The sequence below is a fragment of the Chroococcidiopsis sp. [FACHB-1243] genome (assembly GCF_014696895.1).
GTDB lineage: Bacteria > Cyanobacteriota > Cyanobacteriia > Cyanobacteriales > Chroococcidiopsidaceae > Chroococcidiopsis.
The window spans coordinates 235,969-262,549 of the sequence record NZ_JACJQX010000002.1 but is presented as its reverse complement, the minus strand read 5'-3'; the positions used below and the strand labels follow the sequence as shown (position 1 = coordinate 262,549).

23 protein-coding genes are annotated in these 26,581 nt (G+C 45.1%); 14 read left to right on the top strand and 9 right to left on the bottom strand.

What is annotated here, in order from left to right:
* Positions 1–118: 118 nt before the first annotated feature.
* On the top strand, positions 119–2,932 hold the full coding sequence (locus H6G17_RS02540) for a PAS domain S-box protein (protein WP_192153830.1): 2,814 nt from the start codon (positions 119–121) through the stop codon (positions 2,930–2,932).
* A 388-nt stretch (positions 2,933–3,320) separates the two neighbouring features.
* Here the strand turns inward: H6G17_RS02540 and H6G17_RS02535 are convergent, their stop codons facing one another.
* Both H6G17_RS02535 and rimI read right to left on the bottom strand, forming a co-directional pair.
* Positions 3,321–5,795 carry an ATP-dependent Clp protease ATP-binding subunit gene (locus H6G17_RS02535; RefSeq protein ID WP_192153828.1) on the bottom strand — a complete coding sequence of 825 codons (2,475 nt, stop codon included), beginning with the start codon at positions 5,793–5,795 and terminating at the stop codon, positions 3,321–3,323.
* Positions 5,796–6,193: 398 nt separating this feature from the next.
* On the bottom strand, positions 6,194–6,817 hold the full coding sequence (gene rimI / locus H6G17_RS02530) for a ribosomal protein S18-alanine N-acetyltransferase (RefSeq protein ID WP_192153896.1): 624 nt from the start codon (positions 6,815–6,817) through the stop codon (positions 6,194–6,196).
* A 180-nt stretch (positions 6,818–6,997) separates the two neighbouring features.
* On the opposite strand from rimI, the gene lysA reads away from it, so the two are divergent.
* The 3 genes from lysA to H6G17_RS02515 all read left to right on the top strand — a co-directional run bounded on the left by lysA (position 6,998) and on the right by H6G17_RS02515 (position 10,208).
* A complete protein-coding gene (gene lysA, locus H6G17_RS02525) occupies positions 6,998–8,422 on the top strand; it encodes a diaminopimelate decarboxylase (RefSeq protein ID WP_192153826.1) in 1,425 nt (474 codons plus the stop codon).
* A gap of 104 nt (positions 8,423–8,526) precedes the next feature.
* Entirely contained in the window at positions 8,527–9,465 is a 939-nt protein-coding gene (gene cdaA, locus H6G17_RS02520) for a diadenylate cyclase CdaA (protein ID WP_015157366.1), read from the top strand.
* Entirely contained in the window at positions 9,462–10,208 is a 747-nt protein-coding gene (locus tag H6G17_RS02515) for an isoprenyl transferase (protein ID WP_192153824.1), read from the top strand. The genes cdaA and H6G17_RS02515 overlap by 4 nt, the downstream gene beginning before the upstream one ends.
* A 108-nt stretch (positions 10,209–10,316) precedes the next feature.
* On the opposite strand, the gene H6G17_RS02510 is transcribed toward H6G17_RS02515, so the two are convergent.
* Both H6G17_RS02510 and H6G17_RS02505 read right to left on the bottom strand, forming a co-directional pair.
* Positions 10,317–10,589, bottom strand: coding sequence for a DUF3143 domain-containing protein (locus H6G17_RS02510; protein WP_192153822.1), 273 nt, complete (start codon positions 10,587–10,589; stop codon positions 10,317–10,319).
* Between the two features lie 74 nt (positions 10,590–10,663).
* Positions 10,664–11,194 (bottom strand): J domain-containing protein, encoded by a 531-nt coding sequence (locus H6G17_RS02505; RefSeq protein ID WP_347276401.1) that lies wholly within the window; start codon positions 11,192–11,194, stop codon positions 10,664–10,666.
* Positions 11,195–11,795: 601 nt separating this feature from the next.
* Here H6G17_RS02505 and H6G17_RS02500 point away from each other — a divergent pair.
* Complete coding sequence (locus H6G17_RS02500; RefSeq protein ID WP_192153820.1) at positions 11,796–13,721, top strand: iron uptake porin; 1,926 nt, start codon at positions 11,796–11,798, stop codon at positions 13,719–13,721.
* 12 nt (positions 13,722–13,733) lie between these two features.
* On the opposite strand, the gene H6G17_RS02495 is transcribed toward H6G17_RS02500, so the two are convergent.
* The 3 genes from H6G17_RS02495 to H6G17_RS02485 form a co-directional block, all read right to left on the bottom strand.
* The gene (locus H6G17_RS02495; RefSeq protein ID WP_192153818.1) at positions 13,734–13,997 is read right to left on the bottom strand and encodes a DUF1830 domain-containing protein; all 264 of its coding nucleotides are present in this window, start codon (positions 13,995–13,997) and stop codon (positions 13,734–13,736) included.
* Positions 13,981–14,475 (bottom strand): pentapeptide repeat-containing protein, encoded by a 495-nt coding sequence (locus H6G17_RS02490; protein WP_192153816.1) that lies wholly within the window; start codon positions 14,473–14,475, stop codon positions 13,981–13,983. The genes H6G17_RS02495 and H6G17_RS02490 overlap by 17 nt, the downstream gene beginning before the upstream one ends.
* Positions 14,476–14,715: 240 nt before the next feature.
* A complete protein-coding gene (locus H6G17_RS02485; RefSeq protein ID WP_192153891.1) occupies positions 14,716–15,681 on the bottom strand; it encodes an orange carotenoid-binding protein in 966 nt (321 codons plus the stop codon).
* Between the two features lie 355 nt (positions 15,682–16,036).
* Between H6G17_RS02485 and H6G17_RS02480 the strand changes: the two genes are divergently transcribed.
* Together H6G17_RS02480 and H6G17_RS02475 are read left to right on the top strand one after the other, a co-directional pair.
* Complete coding sequence (locus H6G17_RS02480) at positions 16,037–16,228, top strand: DUF2949 domain-containing protein (protein ID WP_192153814.1); 192 nt, start codon at positions 16,037–16,039, stop codon at positions 16,226–16,228.
* A gap of 74 nt (positions 16,229–16,302) precedes the next feature.
* Positions 16,303–17,085, top strand: a complete 783-nt coding sequence (locus H6G17_RS02475; protein WP_192153812.1) for an MOSC N-terminal beta barrel domain-containing protein — start codon at positions 16,303–16,305, stop codon at positions 17,083–17,085.
* A gap of 93 nt (positions 17,086–17,178) precedes the next feature.
* Here H6G17_RS02475 and H6G17_RS02470 read toward each other — a convergent pair whose 3' ends face one another.
* Positions 17,179–17,706: a GrpB family protein gene (locus H6G17_RS02470; protein ID WP_192153810.1), complete on the bottom strand. Its 528-nt coding sequence runs from the start codon at positions 17,704–17,706 to the stop codon at positions 17,179–17,181.
* A 278-nt stretch (positions 17,707–17,984) separates the two neighbouring features.
* Between H6G17_RS02470 and pcrA the strand changes: the two genes are divergently transcribed.
* The 7 genes from pcrA to H6G17_RS02435 all read left to right on the top strand — a co-directional run bounded on the left by pcrA (position 17,985) and on the right by H6G17_RS02435 (position 25,814).
* Positions 17,985–20,369 carry a DNA helicase PcrA gene (pcrA, locus tag H6G17_RS02465; RefSeq protein WP_192153808.1) on the top strand — a complete coding sequence of 795 codons (2,385 nt, stop codon included), beginning with the start codon at positions 17,985–17,987 and terminating at the stop codon, positions 20,367–20,369.
* 48 nt (positions 20,370–20,417) lie between these two features.
* A complete protein-coding gene (locus H6G17_RS02460) occupies positions 20,418–20,975 on the top strand; it encodes a Uma2 family endonuclease (RefSeq protein WP_192153806.1) in 558 nt (185 codons plus the stop codon).
* 153 nt (positions 20,976–21,128) lie between these two features.
* Complete coding sequence (locus H6G17_RS02455; RefSeq protein WP_192153804.1) at positions 21,129–21,461, top strand: hypothetical protein; 333 nt, start codon at positions 21,129–21,131, stop codon at positions 21,459–21,461.
* Positions 21,462–21,807: 346 nt separating this feature from the next.
* On the top strand, positions 21,808–23,361 hold the full coding sequence (gene psbB, locus H6G17_RS02450; protein WP_192153802.1) for a photosystem II chlorophyll-binding protein CP47: 1,554 nt from the start codon (positions 21,808–21,810) through the stop codon (positions 23,359–23,361).
* Positions 23,362–23,490: 129 nt separating this feature from the next.
* Complete coding sequence (locus H6G17_RS02445) at positions 23,491–23,589, top strand: photosystem II reaction center protein T (RefSeq protein WP_009632497.1); 99 nt, start codon at positions 23,491–23,493, stop codon at positions 23,587–23,589.
* Positions 23,590–23,792: 203 nt separating this feature from the next.
* Complete coding sequence (gene nrdR / locus H6G17_RS02440; protein WP_192153800.1) at positions 23,793–24,326, top strand: transcriptional regulator NrdR; 534 nt, start codon at positions 23,793–23,795, stop codon at positions 24,324–24,326.
* Positions 24,327–24,671: 345 nt separating this feature from the next.
* Entirely contained in the window at positions 24,672–25,814 is a 1,143-nt protein-coding gene (locus tag H6G17_RS02435) for a 30S ribosomal protein S1 (protein ID WP_192153798.1), read from the top strand.
* A gap of 217 nt (positions 25,815–26,031) precedes the next feature.
* Here the strand turns inward: H6G17_RS02435 and H6G17_RS02430 are convergent, their stop codons facing one another.
* Complete coding sequence (locus H6G17_RS02430) at positions 26,032–26,574, bottom strand: GNAT family N-acetyltransferase (protein ID WP_192153796.1); 543 nt, start codon at positions 26,572–26,574, stop codon at positions 26,032–26,034.
* Between the last annotated feature and the right edge of the window lie 7 nt (positions 26,575–26,581).

Below are 26,581 nucleotides of genomic sequence, written 5' to 3'. Positions count from 1 at the left end.
ATCGCTAAGATTCAGAATAGATAACCTGCCAGCAAAAACGGAATCAAAGCTATTTGTTTTTCCAGAGCGATCGAAGGGAAAAAATAATCAAAGAGCGTAATTGAGCGTAGGGAAGAGTATGAAAGCTGTAGCGCCTATAAATGAAGCTATGAGGCTTGCAGCCCTCAATAAATACCAAATTTTAGACACTCAGCCTGAAGCTGAATTTGATAGTCTTACCCATTTCGCTGCTCGGATTTGCGCTACCCCGATTGCTCTGATTAGTCTGATCGATCGCGATCGGCAATGGTTTAAGTCTAAAGTTGGTTTAACCGTCACTCAGACCCATCGCGATTTAGCTTTTTGCGCTCACGCAATCTTACAACGAGATGTATTCATCGTTCCAGATGCTTTACGCGACGAACGATTTGCGACTAATCCTCTCGTCACGACAGATCCGCAAATTCGATTTTATGCTGGCGCACCATTGGTAACACCGGAAGGTTATGCCTTGGGAACTTTGTGCGTCATCGATTACGTACCGCGAGAGTTAAATCCCGAACAAATTGCCATACTCAAAGTTCTCAGCCAGCAGATCGTTACCCAGTTAGAATTACAGCGCAAGTTAGCAGATTTAACCATAGCTCATACTCAGTTCGATCGCTCAGTTGCAGCTCTCAAACAAGCATCGGCAAAAAATTTGATGCTGGCTCAAGCAATGGCTGCTGTTTCTGAGGGGGTTTTCATTACCGATCCGCATCAGCATGGGTGTCCGATTGTCTATGCTAATTCAGTTTTCTGCGGCATGACTGGATACCAACTAATAGAAGTATTAGGCAAAGATTGGCGCTTGCTTTGTGGAAAAGCCACAGATCCGCAAGCGATCGCCAAAATCGAGCGGGCGATCGCTCAAAATATAGAAGTGCAAACCACGCTATTAAATTATCGAGCTGACGCACAAACGTTCTGGAGCGAGATAAAAATTACCCCCGTGTTCTCAAATACGGGAAGTTTGCTCTATTTCGTCAGCATTTTAACCGATATTAGCGATCGCGTTACAGCCGCTGCCGCACTGGGAGAAAGCAAATCGATTCTGCGGAGTTTCTATGACAGCGCCTCTATGATGATGGGGATCGTAGAACTGCGCGAAAACGATATTTTACATATTTCTGACAACGCTGCCGCTGCCAATTTTTTCGGCTTATCTCCTCAGATGATGCAGCATCGACTTGCGAGCGAAATGGGAGTACCGCAGCATCACATCCAAACATGGCTCGAATGTTACCGAGAAGCAGAACGCAGCCAAACTCCAGTTAAATTTGTGTACCCCCACAAAACACCATTAGGGAAAAAATGGCTCTCAGCCACAGTTTCGGCAATTGCTGGCAACCGAGAGCATCATGCTCGATTTGCTTATATTGTTGAAGATATTACTGAAAGTAAGCAAGCGGCGCAGAAGATTCGTCAACAGGCTGCTTTATTAGATGTCACTACCGATGCGATTTTGGTCAAAGATTGCAGTAGCGATCGCATATTATATTGGAATCGCGGTGCAGAGCGGCTGTATGGTTGGACAGCAGCAGAGGCTATAGGCAGGAGTGCATTTGAGCTGTTATACAAAAAAGCATCTTTACACGCCCAAGCTTTACAAACGGTTCTTAGCACGGGTGAGTGGTATGGCGAGTTAGAAAAAGTGTCGCAAGCTGGCAAAGAGATCGTCGTCGAAAGCCGTTGGACGTTGATGCGCGACGAACAAGAACAACCCAAATCGATTTTATGCGTCGATACAGATATTACTGAGAAAAAACAACTGACAACTCAATTTTTACGCGCTCAGCGATTAGAAAGTATCGGTACTTTAGCAAGTGGTATCGCTCACGATTTAAACAATGTTTTGGCTCCAATTTTAATGTCAGCCCAACTATTGCAGTTGAAAACTTACGACGTGCGCAACTTGCAGATTTTACAAACAATTGAGGCTAATGCTAAGCGAGGAGCAGCCTTAATTAAGCAAGTGCTATCATTTGCCCGTGGAGTTGAAGGGCAACAAACAGTTTTACAACTGCGGCATTTGTTAGCAGAAATCAAACAAGTTATTAAAGAAACTTTTCCTAAGTCAATCGCAGTTTATACAGATATTGCACCAGATTTATGGGCGGTGGCTGGCAATGCTACGCAACTGCATCAAGTATTAATGAATTTGTGCGTCAACGCTCGCGATGCAATGCCAAATGGTGGAGTTTTAAAAATTGCGGCTGAAAACTTGTTAGTAGACGAACATTATGCAGGGATGCATTTAGAAGCAAAGGCTGGTGCATATGTTGTCATCACCATTGCAGATACAGGAATGGGCATGTCAAAAGCAGCGCAAGAGAGAATTTTTGAGCCGTTTTTCACAACCAAAGACATTGGGAAAGGTACTGGGTTAGGACTTTCTACCGCAATTGGAATTGTCAAAGGTCACGGGGGGTTTATTCAAGTCACGAGTGAGGAGAAAAAAGGAACTCAATTTCAGGTGTATCTACCTGCAAAAGAGGCTGAAGAACAGCCACGATCGCCCGAACGAGAAATTCCATTTGGTCGTGGAGAATTGATTTTAGTTGCAGATGACGAAGTAGCAATTCGTGAGATTATTAAAACTTCTTTAGAAGCACATAATTATCGAGTGCTGACTGCGGTTGACGGGATTGATGCGATCGCAATTTACGTGCAACATCGCTCGGAAATTAGCGTGGTGATGGTCGATATGATGATGCCTACAATGGATGGTGTCACGACGATTCGCACGTTACAAAAACTGAATTCTGAGGTCAAAATTATAGCTACAAGTGGGTTGGCAGCAAACGATCGATTATTGACATCTGTAAGCGATCGGGTCAAGGCATTTTTGGTCAAACCCTACACTGCTCAAGAGTTACTAAGAACTATTCGCCAGTTGTTGGATACAGAATAGCTTGAGTTTTTTTAAAATTAACTAGATTTAAAATTAACTAGATTTGTCAAGATTGAAAAAATCTTGTCAGTTGAGGAGTATAGTTCTGTTGAACAACCACAAAACTCGTTCCAAACAGCCAGTTTTCTTATTACTAAAACCGATTGTACTAAACATGCTGTGTGTAGCAATAATAACAATCATACACGGTAGTAAGAGTATGACTTTTAGCCATCAAGTTGCAATTTTTTTTGGTGACAGCATTACATATGGTGATGGTGCATCAAATAGCAATACTCGCTGGTCTACTTTAGTTGAAGGCAAATTAAACTCGTGTTGAGCTGAAAGAAATTAATCAATAAAAAAGGTGGGCAACGCCCACCCTACAAATTTAAATTAGCTTAACTAATTACTCAGCTGCTTGAGGCAATAACTCTTTGCGCTCTTGCGATAACACTTTTACATTACCAGTGTCATCGACATCTACCACAGCTTCATCGCCTTCTTTGATGCGACCGGACAGAATTTCTTCTGCCAAGCTATCTTCTAACAGGCGCATAATGGCGCGGCGTAATGGTCTCGCACCGTAGCTGGGGTTGTAGCCTTCTTCTACCAAGCGATCCTTAAATCGTTCTGTAACTGTGAGGGTGATACCCTTCTCAGTTAAGCGTCCGAAGACTTCCTTGAGCATGATATCGGCAATTTCTTTCACTTCTGCCTTGCTCAACTGACGGAAGACAATAATTTCATCCAAGCGGTTGAGGAACTCTGGACGGAAGTATTGTTTCAATTCTTCGTTCACCAAGGAACGAATGCGGTTGTATTGGGTTTCGGCTGCATCTTCCGAAGAGAACTCAAAGCCGATACCACCGCCACCTTTTTCAATTACCTTAGAACCAATGTTAGAGGTAAGAATAATCAAGGTGTTCTTGAAGTCTACAGTACGTCCTTTCGCATCTGTTAACCGCCCGTCTTCCAAAATTTGCAATAGCATGTTGAAGACATCGGGGTGTGCTTTTTCAATTTCATCGAATAGCACTACGGTATAAGGACGACGACGCACGGCTTCTGTTAACTGTCCGCCTTCGTTATAACCGACGTAACCAGGAGGAGAACCAATTAATTTAGAAACGGTGTGCCGTTCCATGTACTCCGACATATCCAAGCGGATCATCGCATCTTCGGAACCGAAGAAGTAAGCCGCCAAAGATTTTGTTAACTCGGTTTTACCAACCCCAGTAGGACCGGAGAACACGAAGCTAGCGATCGGACGGTTGGGATTCTTCAAGCCGACACGGGCGCGGCGAATTGCCTTAGAAACCGCTCTAACCGCCTCTTCTTGACCGATCAAGCGCTGGTGCAGGGTGTCTTCCATGTGCAGCAGCTTTTCAGACTCGGATTCAGTCAGCTTGTTGACTGGTACGCCAGTCCAAGAAGCGACAATTTGAGCGATATCTTCTTCGGTGACTACGGGAGAGTCGTCACCCTCGCTCTTAGTGCTGCCAGTTTTGGATTGAGCGATCGCCCGAATTTCTGCTCTCAGCTCCATTTCGCGATCGCGCAGTTCTCCCGCCCGGTCGAAATCTTGGGTGCGAACGGCATCGTCTTTTTCTTTCAATACCTGACGCAGTTCTTTATCCAGTTCCTTCGCCGCGGGCGGTAATTGAGAATTAATTAACCGTACCCGCGAACCTGCTTCGTCAACTAAGTCAATGGCTTTGTCTGGCAGGTAGCGATCGCTAATATAACGGTCGGACAGTTTGGCTGCTGCTTCTAGCGCCGCATCAGAGATTTTCAGCTTGTGGTGCTGCTCGTAGCGATCGCGCAGTCCGAAGAGAATTTCAATAGTTTCATCAACGGAAGGTTCGCCCACCATCACGGGTTGGAAGCGTCGTTCTAGGGCTGCATCCCGCTCGATGTGCTTGCGATACTCATCAAGGGTTGTTGCACCGATACACTGCAATTCACCCCGCGCCAAAGCTGGCTTCAGAATGTTTGCTGCATCGATCGCCCCTTCTGCTGCACCCGCACCGATGAGGGTATGCACCTCGTCAATTACCAAAATCACGTTCCCAGCAGAACGGATTTCGTCCATAATCTTCTTCAGGCGCTCTTCAAATTCACCTCGATATTTCGTACCTGCTACGAGCAAGCCAATGTCGAGGGTGACGACGCGCTTTTCTTCCAAAATATCGGGTACGTCTTTGTTGGCGATCCGAGAGGCTAAACCTTCGGCGATCGCGGTCTTACCTACCCCTGGTTCCCCGATCAGCACGGGATTGTTTTTCGTGCGCCGACCCAGAATCTGAATCACGCGCTCGATTTCTTTTTCACGACCGACTACAGGATCGAGTTTGCCTTCTCCTGCCATTTGGGTCAAATTGGAACCGAACTCGTCCAATGTGGGGGTCTTGGTGCGTCCGGACTGGGAGCCTGCCGAAACTTCAGCCGTTTCTCCCAACATGCGAATTACCTGAGTGCGTACCTTCGATAGGTCAACTCCCAAGTTTTCCAACACTCTAGCCGCTACGCCTTCTCCTTCACGGATCAGACCCAACAGGAGATGCTCTGTGCCAATATAGTTATGCCCTAATTGGCGAGCTTCTTCTAAAGATAGCTCCAGAACCCGCTTCGCTCTTGGGGTGAAGGGAATTTCTACAGCTACAAATCCCGAGCCGCGTCCGATAATTTTCTCTACTTCGATCCGGGCATCTTTGAGATTGACACCCATCGTTTTGAGGACTTTAGCTGCTACGCCCGTGCCTTCTCCAATCAGACCCAGGAGGATCTGCTCTGTGCCTACAAAGTTGTGACCCAGGCGGCGAGCTTCTTCCTGGGCCAGCATGATCACCTTAATTGCTTTTTCTGTGAAGCGTTCAAACATGGCTGTATTCCATCACCTGAGTCGTGCCGGTACGCTGATTTTAGCACATGCTAATTATCTGGCTGTCTATTGATATTACCGACAACCAGCTCAGGATTCACCTACTGCGAGCGCAATCTTTATCTTTTGTTAATAGTTTTTTTAATCCACGCCTACTTTACAATTCATATCTAAGAGCGTCACTACGCCACCTAACCTGGCAAAAACCGCCTTATGCAGTCAAAATTTTTGCCTCAAATCAGAAGCTCCGCTTATCTGCTGTAATTGCTGCCCTTGACTCAGCCTGAAAAAGCGATTGCTTGTCGCTCTTAATTCGGGATAAATCCATCGGTATTTCAGCCGCGTAATTGCTTCCAAACAGAAATTATGTAGATAAAATCAGTCACTTGTCAAGCTTTTTAGCTCAAATTTCTTGACTCTGGACGGGTAATCTCTAGTTTTTGAACGTTTAAGCTGAAACCAGATTGTTGGAGGCGATCGCTTACCAAATCGTGCCAGCCTGTCAACTTAGCTTGAAACTCCGGTTGTTGCAACCCACTCTGCCACAGAATCAGGGCATCTTCATTCGTATCTTTGTAGTATCGTCGCCTGCGCCCAGCTAGTTGAAAACCAAATTTGCTGTAAAGAGAGATAGCTGGTTGATTAAATTCTCTCACTTCCAGAGTTGCTCGTGACAAAACGCGATCGCGTGCAGCCTGCATCAATCCCCAAAGCAATGCTTGTCCCAAACCTCGTCCCTGGTAATCGGGATGAACCGCTAGCAAGGTAATGTGAGCTTCATCTAAAATTGCCCAGAAACAGCCCATTGCGAGTAAGTCGTAAGTCGTAAGTCGTAAGTCGTAAGTATTTTCTCGATCCTGTTTTTTTTGAAGAAATAAGCCTAATAACTCGCTATTTGGGCTATCTATTTCCCGTTGATAGGCTTCGAGAGTCCATAGTTTACCGAAACAAAGATTGTCGAGTTCCAGTACCGCAGGTAGGACAGATGGCAATATTGGTTGAATTGAGAGGCTAGCACTCATTTGAGATGGGGAGTAGCGGTCATTTGTCATCGATTGGTTGTAATTTCACTACTCACTGATAATTGATAATTTTGTACAGACGTTACATGTAACGTCTGTACACCGATAACTGACAGGCTGCAATTGTAAACTTAAAGTCTAGACCCACTCACATCCTGCAAGAGGATAGCTTACACGATTATGTTATCGACTCAGCCCGCTGGAATCGAAAATTCCGGTCGTCAATATATTCATAACGCAAACAACGGCAACAATGGAGACGCTGCTAAGCGATCGCCCAACCAAGAACTTTTACCACTGACAGCAGGAATCAACAGCCACGACCATCTAGAAATTGGTGGTTGCGACGTGACAAAACTCGTACAGCAGTTTGGTTCGCCGCTATATATTCTAGACGAAGAAACCCTCCGCAGCGCTTGCCGTCAGTATCGCGAGGCGTTTCAAAACTATTACCCTGGAGAATTTCAGGTACTTTATGCCTCAAAAGCTTGGAGTTGCCTGGGAGTATGCGCGATCGCCCACTCGGAAGGCTTAGGAATTGATGTTGTTTCTGGAGGAGAACTTTATACTGCACTACAAGCAGGTGTCAAGCCAGAAGTTATCTACTTTCACGGTAATAATAAATCTGTAGAAGAACTGACATTAGCGATCGAGTCTGGCTGCACGATTGTAGTGGACAACTGGTACGAGCTGAAGTCCTTAGTAAATATTGTAGAGAAGTTGCGTGCAACTTCTCTACAACAAACTCGGATAATGTTGCGGCTAACACCAGGAATCGACTGTCACACTCACGACTACATTAGAACGGGACATTTGGATAGTAAATTTGGTTTCGACCCCGACCAAATTGAAGCGGTTTTTGCCTCGATCGGACAACAATCCAATTTAACTTGTGTCGGATTGCACGCTCACATTGGTTCGCAAATTTTCGAGCGCCAACCCCATCAAGATTTGGCTGAAGTGATGGTGCAGTGGATGGAAAAAGCGAAAAGCTACGGACTACCAGTTACGGAGTTAAATTTAGGAGGTGGATTGGGAATTCGATATACAGAATCCGACGATCCACCCAGTATTGACGAATGGGTACAAGCACTTTGCCAAGCAGTGAAAGCAGCCTGCGAGTCCCAAAACTTACCTTTACCAAAATTATTGTGCGAACCCGGGCGATCGCTCATCGGTACTGCTTGCGTTACTGCTTATACGATTGGCTCTAGCAAAACCGTACCGGAAATTCGGACATATGTGGCGATCGATGGCGGGATGTCCGACAATCCTCGACCGATTACCTATCAATCGCTCTATCGTGCTGTAGTTGCCAATCGCATGTCCGCACCAGTCAGCGAAACCGTCACAGTAGCTGGAAAACACTGCGAGTCAGGCGATATCCTAATTAAAGAGGCATCTTTACCACAAACCGAACCAGGGGATATTTTGGTAGTAATGGGAACTGGTGCTTATAACTACAGCATGGCTTCCAATTACAACCGCTTGCCCCGACCGGCAGCAGTGGTAGTGGCGAATCAAGAAGCAAAGATGCTTCTGCGTCGCGAAACCTATCAAGACTTAATTCGGCAAGACTGCCTGCCCGATTCATTACTAGGCTAAGAGCAAAAGGTTGACAGTTGACAGTTATAAAGTTAACCGTCAGCCACTGATTTTTAACCGCCAACCGTTAACAAATTCAATTCTTCAGATTTCATATTTCGCTCATGAGAGATTGGTGGAAGCAATGGCTGACAACAGACTTTGGCTGGACTCAGTCGTTGTTATTTTACGCTATCGATCTGGGCTTGGTTTTGGCGCTAATCTACATGGTGCTGGTCATCATTGGAGAGCGCCGCACCTTGTGGATGGTCAGGGGTTTTATTCTCCTCATGCTTGCCTCTGCCATCAGTGCCAGACTGGGTTTGCCGCTATTGAGTTTTGTATTGGAGAAATTGGTGGTTGGTTCTGCTGTAGCAATGGCAGTCACTTTCCAATCTGAGTTTCGCCGTTTTTTAGAACAATTGGGTAGGGGAGAATTTCGACAGTTATTGCAGCCAGGAAGACGTATCGTACCCAAACCCGATAGCGTCATTGATGAGATTGTAGATGCGGTGAGAGAACTATCTCAAAATCGCATCGGTGCTTTGCTCATTTTGGAAACAGACAGTCCCATTGACGAGCGAGATCTCAAAGTTCCAGGCGTAAAGTTAAATGCGGAAGTCTCAAAAGAAATTTTACTGACAATTTTTCATCCAAAAACAGCATTGCATGACGGCGCTTGTTTGATTCGAGGTTCGCGGGTAGTCGCAGCAGCAGTGATTTTGCCCCTTTACGAACGTCCAGCTCCTCGTCAATTGGGGACGCGCCATCGAGCTGCTTTAGGCATCACGGAGAAGGTAGAAAACTGCGTATGCGTGGTCGTGTCAGAAGAAACAGGGTCAATTTCGCTTGCAGAACGAGGGATATTAAATAAACCGCTGACCAGCAGTAAACTGAAAGAATTGTTGGAAGCTCGATTCTCGCCAGCTGTGGAACGGGAAGCTGTAGCCCCAAGCATACGCGGTCTGGTAAATCAAATTGGCAACCGAGTTAGGATTCTCATGACTCGTTTTTTTGCGCTTTTTGGTCTAAACTTACCAGCGTCTCCCCGAAATAAAAAATGACTGTAAAGCCGATTGTGTTGCAATTGCCTCTCGATCTAGAAAAAGAAAAACTGCCCAGACACGTTGCAGTAATTATGGACGGTAATGGTAGGTGGGCAAAAAAGCAGGGTTTACCCCGTATCATGGGACACAAACGGGGGGTGGATGTTCTCAAAGATTTATTACGCTGTTGTCGAGATTGGGGTATACAAGCATTAACGGCGTATGCTTTTTCGACCGAAAATTGGGGCAGACCGTTAGAAGAAGTGGAATTTTTGATGACTTTGTTCGAGCGCGTTCTGCGGAAAGAATTGCAGGAAATGCTAGAGGAAAACGTCCAAATTCGATTTGTAGGCGATTTGGAGGCTTTACCGCGAAGTCTCCAATCGGAAATCGAGCGATCGATGGCTGAAACGAGGTCGAATCGAGGTATTCGCTTCACTGTTGCCACGAATTACGGTGGTAGACAGGAAATTTTGCACGCTTGTCAAGCGATCGCCCAGCAAGTACAGCAAGGTTTGCTCCAACCAGAAGAAATTGACAAAGAAATCTTCGAGCGCCACCTCTACACGGCTGGAATTAGCGATCCTGACTTATTGATCCGTACCAGTGGAGAAATGCGCATCAGTAATTTTCTCCTCTGGCAAATGGCTTATGCCGAAATTTATATTACCGAGTCTCTGTGGCCCGACTTCAACCGCACGGAGTTTCATCAGGCCTTGGCTGCTTACCAACAACGGGAACGACGGTTTGGGAAAGTGTGATTGTAAGGGAGTAGGGAGCAGGGAGCAGGGAAAGAGTGTGTGATGCTCTTTAAGAAGGGAGTAGGGAGTAGGGAAAGAGAGCGTGAAGAGCTAGAATCTCAAATTGAGTTAGGGACCTGAAAATACAGCCTGCTCTATATCTTTTCGGCTGAGAGAATATTTAAAAGAGCGTTGAATGTCTTGTCCTACTCCTTCAGCATCAATGTATCGGATCGTCAACTGGTCGATATCCAGCCATAGTTCGGCTTCCCAGTTCGATTTTTGAATGCGCCAGCAATGTAGTTGCTTTTGGTCTTGTTGGCAACCTTGGTCTTTCAACCACTGCTCGATTTGCGGTAAAGGATGATTGTATAAGGGAATGTCGGCAGAAGGTAAGGACATATATTAGAAGTTGTAAGTCGTAAGTCGTAAGTCGTAAGTTGGAATTACCCAGCCACCAGCCAAAGCGCCACTCTTTACTGATAACTTTGTAGAGACGCTACATGTAACGTCTCTACACTGACAACTGATAACTGAGCTGGCGGGACTGGAGTTTGCAAGGTATCACCCCGGATCGTAGCAATAGCGATCGCCAATAATATACAACCTATGAAGGTCAATCCCAAAATAAACAAGACAAATACTTCTCCAGATGACAGGGGACGATCTGTAGGGTCGAGGTAAGCAGAGGAACGCCGTCCCTCTTGTCGTGCGGCTGCGCGCTGAAAATCTGGAGGTGGTTGGATGACATACAGACGAGAATAGCCAATGTGTAAGTCGTAATTCGTCCGCCGTTCTGGATTGCTCAGCGTGGCATATGCTTCGTTGAGCTGCTGAAATTTGACAGTAGCAATTGCTGAAGGTAAGTCAGTTGTATCGGGATGATAAAGTTTGCTGAGATGTCGGTAGGCACGACGAATCTCGATTGGCGATGCCGAGGGATGCAGTCCAAGCAGGGTATAGTGAGTGGCTTGGTCTGTCATGCGGTCTGACACGCGGTCTGACATGGGGCGATCGCTATTATTTGGCATTCCCCAGTGTTGAGTCACGGCAGTTTGACTAGTGCGGTTAGTTTTTTATCTATTTTAAATCTACTCATGCTAAGCAGCTGCATTCCAGCTCAGATTTAATTTAAAAGTTTAGTAGTAATAAAATTTACGTTTGATTCAACATCTAAACTTAAAAGTACAGAAAATATCTCTGTTTCAGAAAAATATATTTCTACTATGTTTGCACTTTTAAAGTAGTTAAAACATACTTTTTATACAAGCAAATAATTATAGAGTTCAAGTATAAAACCAAGATTTTCAAATTTTCCTGATGGATGAATACAAGCGTTAGACTAGACTTAGAATTTTTTTGCTTGCTTTTTGGTTACGCGATCGAGACTCTGAATTATAGCGGTTTTCAATTGGGTGAAATACACAGACTGTAGGGGCGCACAGCTGTGCACCCCTACCAGCGTTATATATGCGATCGAGACTCTGAATTAGAGTTCGCAGCGCGTCCGAATAAATTGTATATAAAAACACATTTAACCGAAGCTAGTTTTGCTAGTCTAAACCCTGCATTCTGAATATTAAAGTGTGCGTTTGGGTGTGAGGATCAATGCATAAATTCTTGTTGCAAGTATTGCCGATCGCCTCGGTAATATTAGTGTGTCATGCTGTTGATAGTTATAGAGCAAGTGCAGAGACGAACGCGGTAGAAGTTAGCTCAAAACAGACAATAGCTAGCACGAATTACAATCGCGAAGCCAAATTATTGTTACCTACTAATCGCGGCGATCGTCACGCAACCAATCGTACTTCCATAGAACCTGAAACCGATCTAGCGACGACTCCTAGAGTCGAGATACCGGAAGCAGCAAGTGGCGACCCGATGGCGCAAGTCACATCTGTATCGCAGCTATCAGATGTCCAACCTACCGACTGGGCATTTCAAGCCTTACAGTCATTGGTAGAGCGCTACGGCTGTATTGCAGGATATCCAGACAGCATCTATCGAGGCAGCCGTGCTTTAACGAGATATGAATTTGCGGCTGGTTTGAATGCCTGTTTGGACAGAATTAACGAACTCATTGCTACAGCATCGGCAGATACCGTTAAGCAAGAAGATGCCGATACGCTGCAAAAATTGCAGACAGAATTTGCCGCTGAATTGTCTGCTTTGCGCGGTCGCGTGGATGCTTTAGAAGCAGCGACAGCAGAACTAGAAGCCAATCAATTCTCGACTACGACGAAATTAAGCGCTCTAGTTTGGGCTAACGTCACGGGAGCTTTTGCCGATGGTGACGTACAATTTGAATCAGTCGATCTCTTTCCGCCAGCTGCATTTGGCGGCGTTGTCGCTAGACGAGGGGGAAGAGATGCAGCCACAGGGAGACCAGTCGTACAAGAACTTACAGACGATCCAGAAATTACTTTCAGCGATCTGATCTGGTTGAATTTCGATACTTCCTTCAGTGGTAGGGATAGCCTCAAGGTGCGGCTAGTTGCAGGTAATGCCGACTCTCCCGCCAATCAATTCACCTCAGCAGGGCTGTACAACACCTACGGCGTACCCTTTTTTGACCAAACTGCGGGGATTCAAGGGTTGGGTAATGATGTTGTTATCCACGAGTTGTATTACAGCTTTCCCGTGGGAGATAGTGTTGAAATTGCTTTTGGTCCCCGGATTAACTGGTATCGCCTATTTGACTACAACGCTTTTACCTTCATCCTCACGGGTGCGAATAGTTTTAACTCTAATGGCGGTACGCTAGTCAATGCGATCGACCGAGGATCGGGGGCGGCTATAACTTGGAAGCCTAGCAAGCAATTGCAATTGACCGCAGGTTACATTGGAGAAAATACAGAATTTCTTTCTAGCACGATCGCACCTGGATTTAACACCTCTAGCGATCCGAGGTTTGGCTTATTTGGTGGTACGTACACCGCAACAGCTGAACTCACTTACTCGCCCAGCCAAAATCTCAATTTAAGGCTGCTATACAATCGGACGCGGATTCAAGCAATTGGCGGAGTCATTGGTGGTGCAGCAGGAGAGCCAATTTACGGAATTGCGGATAATGGTAGTTCTGCGGTATTCGACCCAGTAACAGGACTCGTTGCTGATGGTGGTTTGGATGCTGGTTTGGCTGATACCTATGGAGTTAATTTTGATTGGTTGCTAACTCCTGGGATCGGTTTATTCGGACGTTACACCTATGCCAAGACAAATCTAGTGCCTGGTGATGGAGAAATTGAAGCCCAAGCAATGCAAGCTGGTGTTGCTTTTCCCGATTTAGGTAAGGAGGGGGCGCTATTAACTATCTCTTATGTCAGACCGTTTGCCATCTTGGATGGACGCGATTTTCTTGTTGCTGGAGGCGGAAATGGTGGCGTGCAGTACGAGTTTGAAGCAAATTATTATTTTCCATTAACAGATAATATAGCTTTAGTACCAGCGTTTTATCTGATTGCCAATCCAAATAACTTTAGCGATAACCCAACGATCTATGTGGGTAACTTAAGAGCGCAGTTTAGCTTTTAAGCGATCGCTTCATCAATTGCCATTGTCAACTTGAAGGTGCAAACAAGAAATTTTATCGGCTAAGATCGAACCAATTGTCATACCCGTATGAACTTCTAATTCAGCACTGGGTAAAGCTTCAAAAAAAAGCCGTTGTCCTGGAAAAACTGCCCGTTCAAAATAGTAACTGGGAAGATCGACAATGCGAATCACCTGAATTTGGCTGGTTACATTAACATAGCAGCATAGTATAGGACTCTCTTGCTCAGATGGTAGAGAGCTAATTATTTTCGTCATAATCATACAATAATGAGTCTTGGAGCGATGCTCCAACTATACATGCTTGACTCAGATCTACCCCAGTTAGTTCTACTAACTTTAATTGTGCGTAACGTAAATCTGTTCCGGTCAGATTAGCACCACTGAGATTGGCTCCAGTCAAATTCGTTAAGCGCAAATCTGCTCTATTTAATAAAGTGTCGCGTAGATCTACACTGCTCAAATTGGCTTTAATGAGAATTGCTCTACTCAAGATGGCTTTATACAAAGTCGCATTGCTAAGGTCAGTTCTCCAAAGGGTAGCTCCAGTTAAGTTTGCCTCGCTGAGCTTGACTCTTTTTAAGTTGGCTCCATTCAGGTTGGCTCCAGCTAACTCCGCTCTGCTTAAGATAGCTCCGCTTAAGTCGATTTCACTCAAATCGACTCTGCGCAAGTCAAAACAGCTAAAATCTCTTTTGCCAGCAGTATAAAGCTCTAGTAGAGTATCAACATTCATAGATCGGCATTCATAAATACGCCAGGAGTTACGCACGGAAGTTGAAGATCTCGATCCCCCCAACCCCCTTCAAAAGGGGGGAATTTAAAGCCCCCTTTTGAAGGGGGTTGGGGGATCTTCTATAAAGCCCCCGATTTTGCGGGGGTTGGGGGATCTCCTAAATCTTTTCACCGCGCTTGCGAGATATATTGGGTTTGAAAGAGCAGTGCTAGCTAGCACCACTCCCCTATTTAGAACGTTTTACATCCGCCGCAGGTTGAGTAGCTCTTGGGGAGAAGCAAGCATATCAATTGCTACGAAGAAAATCTTGCCTTGAGGATCGATCAAAAACCGCCAAGCAATATTCATTCCAACGTTGACACCAAACCAAGGAGTTTGGACGACACCAGTGACTTTTACTTGTTTGGAGCCATCTGGTTGTACTTCACAGATACCTTGTTTCGGCATCATGTTTAAACCCTGTGCTTCTTCGCGCATGTATTTCGCGATCGCCTCATGACCGACAATTGGCTTTTGAAATGGGGGTTGTAAAGCACCATTAGCAGTAAACAAAGCAATAGCAGCGGCGAAATTGTCTGCGTTCATTGCTTCGACATATTGCAACACCGCAGGCTCGTTAATTCCTTCAATCTTGACATTGGTGGTGACGGGTTCGGTGCGTTCAAATACTGGTTCTGCAATCTTTCGAGAACTGCTGGGAGTCAAGTCGGATGTATCGAATCCCATGTCTACGACTGTGTTGCGCAGAACTGTGATCTGCTGACCTGGATCGAGTTTCTGGGTTGCTTCTAGGACGACTTTGACACCAGGAGACATTTGATAGCCAGTTGGAATTGGAGCGACGATCCCCTGTTTCATCAACTCTCCTAACTCGTACCAAAAAGCTAGCTTGGTATTCACGCTGAAGAAACCATAGGAACGGTTGATCGGAGTGTCAACGCGATCGGCAAGGTCGCGCATGACTTTGGTTTGCTCCTCAGGGGACATTTGTTTGATTTGGGTGAGCAATCCTTCCGCCAGTTGTAAGCGAGCCGCGCCTGGAGCTGCGGGGGTGATTGTCCGACCCATTTCTGTGTAAGCATACCAAAGGTACGCTAGGCGATCGTCAACGCTCAGTTGGTCAAACAGCGCTATAGTGGCTGGAATTGGACTGGGGATTTGAGTTCCAGAGAAAATATTTTGTGCCGACTCGATAGTATAAGTCACGATCGGAAGCTCCAGATTGCTTTGTATTAGTCGATTTTGAGACTTAAGGCAAAATGCTAAAGCTGGGGCTTTAGCACGTACCCATTTGGTTACGTAAATAAATGTAACAAAGTAGTTAACTTTTGTAAAGAAGTTTATCGATTTCGATCGCTTTGCCGCTCGATCCAGTAGATAGCACGCGCCATTAGGTAGTTTAATCGAGCAAGCGATCGCGCGGTCGCACACCATGTTACACAGTAGCGGCTAGTCCAAGTGCTGCCTGCAAGCTAAATAATTCTGAGAAAACGTTGCATAACTTTACAATGCTTGTTACATTACCATTTAGTTAAAAAATGCATTAATTGGATAAACGTATATGAAATCTAACGTTCGGGATGATTTGATGAGCTTTTTACGCGACGAATTGTCGGTTTCAGAAGCAGCGATCGCGTTAGCTTTAAAAAAGGGAGAACAGGAACTAAACTTTCTGCCGATGGTACTTTGGCAATACGGATTTATTACCTTGTCACAACTAAACCGCGTGTTCGATTGGTTAGAAATGGTGTAGGATCTACTGACGCTGTAACTCGTTTAATTCCACATCTAGCTATTGTCTTGAGTAGCAATGTAAAGTGATGGCTTATGATACAGCCTTATCTGGCAAAAATTTCGATTTTTCCGGTTAAATCGCTTGATGGCATCACTTTGTCTCAAGTCAGTGTATTCGCAAGTGGCGCACTCCAACACGATCGCGAGTATGCCTTATTTGACCAAAAAGGGCGATTTGTGAATGGTAAGCGCAATGCTAAGGTTCATTTGCTGCGATCGCAATTCGATGTAGATTGTCAACAGCTATCGTTACAAGTTCAAGGAACAGATGAGAGCGTTACTTTTCACTTGGATGAAGAGCGTTCGGAGTTAGAAGCTTGGTTGAGCAATTATTTTGGTTTACCTGTCAACATTAAGCAAAATAATTTCACAGGGTTTCCAGATGATACTAATGCTTCTGGACCTACAATAATCAGTGCAGCTACGCTTGCAGAAGTTGCCTCATGGTTTCCTGACATAAGTGTTGAGGAAATGAGGAATCGGATCCGAGCAAATATAGAAATTGATGGCGTACCTCCATTTTGGGAAGACCGATTATTTACTAAAGTAGGGGATAGTATCCAGTTTCAAATTGGTGCAGTTGTATTTGCTGGAATTAATCCTTGTGCGAGATGCATCGTACCCACAAGAGATTCAAAAACAGCAGCAGCCACAGAGAATTTTCAGAAAATCTTTGTTTCTAAACGCAAAGAAACCCTACCAGATTGGACAACTTCAGAGAGATTTGACCACTTTTATCGGTTAAGTATCAATACAAAAATTCCGTCGTCAGAAGTAGGAAAAATCTTAAAAATTGGCGATCCAGTTTCAATATAGGATCGTAGGGTGGGCATTGCTCACCTTACGATTCAGAATTTAAATAGGGCGAGTAGAATTCGCGGCTACACAAGCAAAGTCCGCCTGCGCGGACTAAGAGTTTGTTGCGTCTAACTTGGCTTTAGTAGTAATTAGAACTACATAATCGCTTTTACCATTAGTATAAGCCTCGCGATCGCCTGAAAATTGTGCTGCTAAATCTCGCTTTAGTTGTGCGTAGCGTGCGGCTTCTGCTGGGTGGCTACAGAGATAATCGCGAAAATACAATCTTTCCCATAATGTGTGTCCAGCAGTCGCCATATGAATGTGATGGGTACGCTTACCATCAGGCGATCGCTTAACAAACATCATATGCCCTGGAGGGCGATCGCTACGCCATAGATATTCATATCCTGCATCTACTAACTTGGGTAAGGCTTCCTGCTGAATGCGATCGAAGCTGGGGATTTCCACTAATATATCGATTATGGGCTTAGCAGGCATTCCAGGTATAGCCGTACTGCCAAAGTGTTCGATTCGGAGGATCGAAGCTTTTCCCAGCAGATTTCGTAGGTAAATTGCTTCTTGCTCGAATAACTCTACCCATTGGCGATCGTATTCCACGATAACAATATTATCCATACCTTACCCCTAACTCTTTACCCCGCAACACCTGTGGCGATCGCATCCCTACAACTGCCACAAAGCGGCTACCATATAATTTCTATGGTCTGTTAGATGTATCTCTAATAGAGAAGGACAAGCAGAGGCATTCTATAGTAAGAATGGCTATCGCAGAAGTCAGAAAATTATTGTCATGTCGCAACGACTCGGCTCTAGAACAGATTTATGGACATTTTAGCGAAGAATAGCACATTTCCAGCTATTAAATATAAAACTATAATTCTAGTTTTTAAATTATGAGCAAAACCACAGATTTTTTAAGTCACCTTAACCCCAGTCAGCGTACAACTGTAGAGCATTTTTGCGGTCCCTTGCTAGTGGTTGCGGGTGCGGGTTCTGGTAAAACGAGAGCATTAACTTATCGGATTGCAAATCTGATTCTCAAACACCGTGTCGATCCTCATAATATTTTAGCCGTGACTTTTACTAATAAAGCAGCACGGGAGATGAAAGACAGGATTCAAAAAATCTTTGCCGAACAAATAGCACTGAGTCAATACAATAAACCATTAGATAAATTAGCCCCACACGAACAAACAAGATTGCGATCGCAAGTTTACAAAACCTATATTAAAGATTTGTGGATCGGTACGTTTCACAGTTTGTTTTCCCGGATTCTCCGATTTGATATTGAAAAATATCAAGATGAAAAAGGGAGACGCTGGACGAAAAACTTTTCTATTTTTGATGAATTCGACGCTCAAAGTGTAGTTAAAGAAATTATTACTAAAAAACTCCAATTAGACGACAAAAAATTTGAACCGCGTTCTGTCCGTTACACTATTAGCAATGCTAAAAACCAGGGACTTTCTCCCCGCGATTTTGAACGAGAGCAACCTAACTATCGCGGTAGAGTTATTGCAGAAGTTTACGGGTATTACGAAGATAAGCTAGCCGAAAACAACGCTTTGGATTTTGACGATCTGATCTTAATGCCAGTTAAGCTATTTCAGCAGAATGAACAAGTTCTCGGCTATTGGCATCAGCGATTTAGACATATTCTAGTTGATGAATATCAAGATACAAACCGAATTCAGTACGATCTGATTAATTTACTCACAACCAATGGTGAGACGAGAAAAAGTGAATGGAATTGGCGCGATCGCTCAATTTTTGTAGTTGGCGATGCCGATCAATCAATTTATAGTTTTCGCATGGCGGATTTCACCATTCTGCTAGACTTTCAAGCCGACTTTGGTGATGGCTTACCTGACGAAGATACTCGTACGATGGTTAAGTTAGAAGAAAACTATCGCTCTAGAGAAACTATTCTACAAGCCGCGAACCAACTGATTGAAAACAATACTCAGCGGATCGATAAAATTCTGAAGCCAACGCGGGGAGAAGGAGAAAAAATCTACTGCTTTAAAGCTGATGATGAAATTGCCGAAGCTCAATTTGTCATCAACCATTTACGTAGTTTAGAACAGCAACATTCAGAATTTAATTGGGGTAGTTTTGCTGTTCTTTATCGTACTAATGCTCAATCTCGTCCTATCGAAGAGAATCTAGTACGTCAGGGTATTCCTTACACAATTGTCGGTGGATTGAAGTTCTACGATCGCAAAGAAATTAAAGATGTTTTGGCATATTTAAGAGCAATTGTCAATCCTTACGATACCGTGAGTTTATTACGAGTGATTAATACTCCCCGTCGCGGTATAGGTAAAACCACAATTGATAATTTAGTTAATGCTGCTCAACAGTTAAATCTACCCTTTTGGGAAATTCTCAACGACGAAACATCAGTTAACACTTTAGCAGGGCGATCGGCTAAAGGTGTCAACAATTTTGCTCAGTTAATTCGTAAATGGCAAGAACAGGTAGACACTCTTACTCCTAGTGCGATCGTGCAGGGAGTTTTAGATGAATCTGGCTATGTCAAGGATTTACAAAATCAAGGCACGGATGAAAGTTTAGATAGGCTGCAAAACGTACAAGAACTTTATAACGCCGTCTTACAATTTGAAGAAGAAAATGAAGAGGTTAACCTCTCTAATTTCCTTGCTAGTACTGCGCTAACTTCCGATTTAGATAATTTGAAAGAAGGACAAGCCGCTGTCTCTCTGCTTACTCTTCATGCTTCCAAAGGATTAGAATTTCCCGTTGTTTTTCTTGTGGGGTTAGAACAAGGACTACTTCCTAACTATCGTTCGCTTGACGATCCTAAATCCTTGGAAGAAGAACGCCGCTTGTGCTATGTAGGAATTACTCGCGCTCAAGAAATACTTTACCTCACCCACGCCCGCGAACGCCGCCTTTACGGTTCCCGCGAACCTGCGATCGCCTCTCAATTTCTAGCAGAATTACCCAAAGAATTACTCAGTTTTCATCTTTCTAGCCAAGCGAAAGTTCCTAATACATCGACTAGATCGACTCACCAACCAACTCAAAAGTGGAGCCATCCTCAGAATAATAGTGCTAGCAAAAATTCATCAGAGGCAGATTTAGAGAAGGATTGGCGTGTAGGCGATCGCATTTTCCATAAAAACTTTGGGATTGGTGAAGTAACTCACATTTTCGGTTCTGGTAACAAAATCTCTTTAGCAGTTCGGTTTGCTAGTCTTGGCACGCCAAAAATTGTCAATCCTAAAATCGATCCGCTGCAAAAAGTAGAATGAATTGGTAATTGGTAATTGGTAAGCGATGACTAATACAAGGAGCTTTTTATGAGTCAGGCGCGAGTACGATGGACGGCTAGCGATTTAGAGTTGTTGCCAGATAATGGCAATCGCTATGAAATTGTCGATGGGGAGTTATTTGTGACACGCGCACCAGGTTGGAAACATCAAAGAGTTTGTAATAACATTTGTACGGAATTAAATCTTTGGTCGCAACAAACTGGATTAGGGGAAGCAGTCACTAACCCTGGCATTATTTTTACTGATGCCGATAATGTCATACCAGACGTAGTTTGGATAAGTAAAGAGCGATTGGCTGCTTTGCTAGACGAAGCAGAACACTTGACCGGCGCACCAGAATTGGTTGTTGAGGTACTATCTCCAGGGGAAACCAACGAACGCCGCGACAAAGAGGCTAAGCTAAAATTGTATGCCGCTCAAGGAGTGCGTGAATATTGGATTGCAGATCCGCGCTTGGAGCAAATTCAAGTTTATCGCCGCGAAAATGCAACGCTGGTAATGGTAGCAACTTTATTTACCAGTGACGAACTTACCTCGCCTTTACTACCAGGTTTTAGTTGTGCTGTAGCAAGATTGTTTGGTTAGACTTTTTACAGAAGTCAGCTTGATAGAAGTCAGTGCGATCGCAGTGAAATTGTTTTTCTCCAAAACTAAAACTGTATCAAATCCAGTTTGTTTCTAGAAATCAAATCCTCTAAGCTAGTCGAGGAGTATCCAGTCGAATAGCTGCAAAAACCCGTGAAATATTTCTTTCTCACTGAAGGATGGACAGTAGGTAGAATCTGGGCATCTGATGGTCTATGGAATGAAACAGCATGGCGGCGACGACCAGACATTCAGCGGCTTAACGTTTGTCTAGTAGAAGCAAACGAAAAATTATGGCTGTATCGGGTAGAAGACACGATTATGACTGTAGAAGTCAGACCCGCTACTGCTTCAAGTAATGGTATAAAACAAGCGATCGGACAAGTCGTACTCAAGCGATTAATCACCGCCGAACAAGTCATCGATCGCTTGGGAATAGCCGAAGCCATGTGTCAACTCAAAAGCATTCAATCTGTAGTACAGTGAGTGGTGCGTGGTGCGCGATCGGATTTCTATTCATATTCTCCTAACTCCTGGCTCAGCAACTCCTGTACGGGCGGGTTCACCCGAAATCTTCGTCGGAGTCAGAGATCTTTGGTGAACCCGCCCCTACGATAACTGAATAACTGATAACTGATTCTCGTATTGCATTCAGTCCCGCCAATAGTTACACTTCTTTAATAATTCTCATTTTTGTATTGAATACCATTGCTGAATTTTACAAGCGATCTGGATCGTCCAGATCTAGATCTAGTAAGGCTCTGTTGATGGCAATAACAAAAAGCCGAAAAATTATCCCGTAGAAATAACTCATCGAGGAGGAGCGTAGTCGATGGGACTACCTTGGTACAGAGTACACACAGTCGTCCTGAACGACCCAGGGCGGTTGATTGCTGTACATTTAATGCATACAGCACTAGTTGCAGGCTGGGCTGGTTCGATGGCTCTATACGAACTAGCTATTTACGACCCCAGCGATCCAGTATTAAACCCCATGTGGCGGCAAGGTATGTACGTACTGCCCTTCATGTCACGCTTGGGTGTAGTTGGCTCTTGGGGTGGCTGGAACGTCATGGGCGCTTCCAGCTACGATCCTGGTTTCTGGTCGTTTGAGGGCGTTGCTGCCGCTCACATCGTTCTTTCCGGTTTATTATTCCTAGCTGCTTGCTGGCACTGGGTTTATTGGGACTTGGAACTCTTCCAGGACTCCCGCACGGGCGAATCTGCTCTAGACCTGCCAAAAATGTTTGGTATCCATTTATTCTTGTCTGGTCTACTTTGCTTTGGCTTTGGTGCTTTTCACCTCACCGGACTATTTGGTCCAGGGATGTGGGTTTCTGACCCCTACGGCATCACCGGACACGTAGAAGCAGTCGCGCCGGAATGGGGACCAGCAGGTTTTAACCCGTTTAATCCTGGCGGCGTGGTGGCTCACCACATTGCTGCGGGTGTTGTTGGTATTATTGCTGGTTTATTCCACTTAACAGTTAGACCTCCCGAACGGCTCTACAAAGCTCTGCGGATGGGGAATATCGAAACCGTGCTTTCTAGCAGTATTGCTGCCGTCTTCTTCGCTGCTTTCGTTGTAGCAGGGACGATGTGGTACGGTAACGCCACAACTCCAATCGAACTGTTTGGACCTACCCGCTATCAGTGGGATGATGGTTACTTCAAACAAGAAATGACCCGCCGCGTGCAAGCTAGCGTGGCTGAAGGCAAGAGCTTATCTGAAGCTTGGTCGGAAATTCCCGAAAAACTGGCGTTCTACGACTACGTAGGTAATAGCCCCGCTAAAGGTGGTTTGTTCCGCGTCGGTCCGATGAATAAGACTAATGGTATTGCTCTGTCTTGGGCAGGACACCCCGTATTCAAAGATAAAGAAGGGCGAGAATTAGAAGTTCGTCGTCTGCCTAACTTCTTTGAAACTTTCCCTGTGGTTTTAACGGATAAAGATGGTGTCGTCCGCGCCGATATTCCTTTCCGGCGGGCAGAATCCAAGTACAGCTTCGAGCAAACTGGCGTAACTGTCAGCTTCTATGGCGGTGAGTTGGGCGGTCAAACCTTCACCGACCCTGCCGATGTGAAGAAATATGCTCGTAAAGCTCAAGGTGGCGAAATTGTCAATTTTGACGGAGATCAAAGCACCAGATTTGGCGATTTAGCACTTGCTAAGCCAGACGGTGTATTCCGTACTAGCCCTAGAGGTTGGTTCACCTTTGCTCACGCTACCTTTGCCTTGCTATTCTTCTTCGGTCATTTATGGCACGGTTCTCGCACGATCTTCCGCGATGTATTCGCAGGGGTCGAGGCAGATTTGGAAGAACAAGTCGAATGGGGGCTGTTCCAGAAAGTGGGTGACAAGACCACTCGCCGTAAGGAAGCCTAAACTGAGGTCAGTTGTTAAGAACGGTTAAATATATTGTCGGGAAACAATTTTTCTAGCAGTTAATGTAACCGTTCTTTTCTTTTGATTGATAAACTATCAGTAAGAAGGAAGTCGTTAGGGAATACTGACATGGAAAGCGTTGCTTACATTTTGATTCTCGCGCTGGCTATTGGTACTCTATTCTTTGCCATAGCTTTTCGCGAACCACCTCGCATTGAGAAAAAGTAAATTTTTTCGGCTTAATTCGCTAAAAATAGCCAAATCATATCCATTTTCCACCGCTGTTATCGTCCTTGATAGCAGCGGATATTCCTTTATCAGTGACCAGTGACCAGTGAAGAGTGGTAATAGGTAATTAGTAATTGGTAGTTGCTCTCTTCTTTCCCTCAGCTCCCTCAGCTTTCTTCAACCCTAGCCCCCAGTCCCTGCCTATGCAATGCCCTTTCTGCCAGCATCCAGATAATCGCGTTTTAGAATCGCGTTCTGCGGAAGCGGGACAGAGTATCCGTAGGCGACGGGAATGTTTGCGGTGTCATCGCCGCTTTACAACTTACGAACGGATTGAATTTGTGCCAATTACCGTTCTGAAACAGAATGGCGATCGCCAGTTATTCGATCGCTCTAAAGTTTTAAGGGGAATTGTCCGCGCTTGCGAGAAAACGGGAATTTCGGCTTTGCGGATGGAGGCGATCGTCGATGAAATTGAAGCAGAACTGCAACAACGTGTCTCGCGGGAAGTTAGCAGTTTGGAAATTGGCGAATTAGTCTTAAAACACCTGCGATGCGAGAGTGAAGTTGCCTACGTGCGTTTTGCTTCTGTTTATCGCCAATTTCAAACTATGAAAGATTTTGTCGAAACTTTGGACGATCTGTCGCGTCAGGAAGCTCCAAATAATATTTCGATTGAAGATGAATATTGCCAGTGCCATGAATCCCCAGCTCATACTGTGGCGATCGCCGATTGAGAGATTTTATCGCGATCGCCAGAGCAGAATTGTATACTGTTGACTCGCAATAAACACTTACAACAAGCACTTTTCGGCTCAGGGGTGCAATGACATTACTAGCTTGAATTCCATCGTATCCATAACTCAAACTCTATCGACTCGAACTACATCTCAAGAATTTCAGTAAATTTATTCACAAAGCTCAGTTATAATTGTGAGTCTGTACTTAAATTGCGTTTAGATTAACTTCTCCTACGTTAGGATGGAATCAGAGATGTAGGTGTAAATCTGCCTACGCTCGCCTTGCATATACATCGAGAGGAGGAAAAACCTTTCGGAGACTATTCCCAGGAAACAACCAGCATGGTCAATCAGAAAACACTTACTACAGAAATAGGCTTTACTCACGAAGATTTCGCGGCTTTACTCGACAAATACGATTACCACTTCAGCCCTGGCGACATCGTAGCTGGTACGGTATTTAGCATGGAGCCACGGGGCGCTCTGATTGACATTGGTGCTAAGACCGCTGCCTACATTCCCATCCAAGAAATGTCGATAAATCGGGTGGATGCTCCAGAAGAAGTTTTGCAGCCCAACGAAACGCGGGAGTTTTTCATTCTTACCGATGAAAACGAAGACGGACAGCTAACGCTTTCGATTCGCCGCATTGAGTATATGCGAGCTTGGGAGCGCGTCAGACAGTTACAAAACGAAGATGCAACGGTGCGATCGCTCGTATTCGCTACAAACCGCGGCGGCGCACTCGTGCGAATCGAAGGTCTGCGCGGATTTATTCCTGGTTCCCACATCAGCACTCGTAAGCCTAAAGAAGAGTTGGTCAGCGAGGAGCTACCATTAAAGTTTCTAGAAGTTGATGAAGACCGCAATCGTCTGGTACTTTCACACCGTCGCGCTTTAGTCGAGCGCAAGATGAACCGCTTGGAAGTTGGCGAAGTCGTCATCGGTACGGTACGCGGGATCAAGCCTTACGGTGCATTTATCGATATTGGTGGTGTCAGCGGTCTGCTGCACATCTCGGAAATCTCCCACGACCACATCGATACACCTCACAGCGTCTTCAACGTCAACGATGAAGTCAAAGTCATGATCATTGACTTGGATGCCGAACGGGGTCGGATTTCTCTGTCTACAAAACAGCTAGAGCCAGAACCAGGCGACATGATCAAGAACCGCGACTTGGTTTACGATAAAGCAGAAGAAATGGCTGCAAGATATCGCGAACAGATGGCAGCTAAGCAACAAGGAATTGATTTAAATGCTCCTGCTGAGGTAGAAGAACCAGTAGCAGTGGAAGAAGAGATTCCAGTGGCTACCGAAGAACCTGTTGCTGTCGATACCGAAGAACCTGTTGCTGTCGATACCGAAGAACCTGTTGCTGTCGATACCGAAGAACCTGTTGCTGTCGATACCGAAGAACCTGTTGCTACCGATGCTGAGGAATTGCCAGCCTCTGATGAGGATTTGCCAGCAGCAGTTGAGTAAGAATATTTAGCAATTCAATGTAGAGGCGTTATATTGGCATTTCTATATGAAAGAGGGTTTAACCCTCTTTTTTTGTGGCGATCTTTTTTCGTGGCGATCGCTGGAATCACAGGCAGTAGGGGCGCACAGTTGTGCGTCCCTACCAAATTACCAGATCTCGGAGGGCGGGTTTAGCAGTCAGATTGATTTGTAGTGAGACATGTCGATAAACCCGCCCCTACGATCGCGCGATTGTTTTGCTCATGGGGACAAACTCAATGCTGACTCCGTTGCCAATTGTATAGGCAACGCGATCGCTACCCGTGTACCCGTATGACCGATATAGCTTTACCCCTGGTAGGGTTGCCATTAATTCCAGCGATCGAAAACCACTGGCTTCAGCTTCCATTTCACATCGTTGTAAAATCGCTCTGCCGATGCCTTGTCTTGCCCAGTGAGGATGCACGAAAAAAGCTCGAATCTTTGCCGCATCGTAATTGGGATCGAGATAACCAGACTCGCGATCGCTATAGCGATCGCCGCCAAATAGCGTTTTGCGTTTACTCCAACCACCGCACCCTACCAACATTTCAGCAGCCTCGGCAACAAAGTACGTACCATCTACAATCAGATCTGTATCGACACCAAAAACCGCAGCGATCGCCGCCTCAATCTGCTCGTCAGTGTAATCTTCTCGACTCAAACCCCGTGCAGACGCAGCAATTAATCCTTCGATTTGGACACGCTCGTCCAGGCGTGCTTGTCGTAAAATGATGCTCATCTCACAA